Origin of the sequence: Prevotella sp. oral taxon 317 str. F0108 (assembly GCF_000162415.1) — a bacterium.
Classification (GTDB): domain Bacteria; phylum Bacteroidota; class Bacteroidia; order Bacteroidales; family Bacteroidaceae; genus Prevotella; species Prevotella conceptionensis.
Genome location: NZ_GG740126.1, coordinates 1 through 598 on the forward strand (window position 1 = coordinate 1; position 598 = coordinate 598).

Genomic DNA, 598 nt, shown 5'->3' on the forward strand with positions numbered 1-598 from the left:
CGCGCCTAAACGTAGACTTTGAGGAGAGCTACACTTTCTTAAAGAACGGCACCATCGCACAGGCGGAGCTGTACCTCAACACTTCTGTTTCAAACTGGTACGCCGTGGCAACGGGTCATCGGCTCATACAGGTCACGGCAAGGGGATTGGAGGTTCTCAAGGCTGCGGAAGACATGGTGGAGACGTTGGAAATGAACGAACCAAACACGGAGTAACTTATGGAAGAGGCAAGAAATACATCCCTGACAACTGTACCCTGGTTTGCGACAAAGGGCAGTTTCCCACACAAATAAGGGTTACGCACAGCAACAATTGTCGCCTGTACGGTGAGCTTTTCGTTACGGAGGCCGACATCGTGCCGAATGTGAACATCCCCCCGTTCGGCATCTGTTCACTGACGCACAAGCCGTGCTGTTTCAATCCCTTGTATTGGGACAAGTGTGCTGCGGGGGTGAAGGTGAACGGCCATAAGCTGGTATTTGAGGACACCTGCCTCTTATGCAAGGAGGGAGGCAAGATAACGGCAGACTTCACCGTCCCGTCGGCCGGCGTGCTCCGTGGGTTGGGACTGGGTGTCCCCCTGCAATGGCTCGACTAC

2 protein-coding genes are annotated in these 598 nt (G+C 54.2%); both read left to right on the plus strand.

Annotated elements, in window-relative coordinates:
- Window positions 1–215 (plus strand): hypothetical protein (locus HMPREF0670_RS17390; RefSeq protein ID WP_044078563.1); only part of this gene is annotated, 215 nt, incomplete at its 5' end.
- Window positions 216–256: 41 nt separating this feature from the next.
- Window positions 257–598, plus strand: a 342-nt coding sequence (locus HMPREF0670_RS17395) for a PAAR-like protein (protein ID WP_255346305.1), incomplete at its 3' end; no start/stop codon positions are given.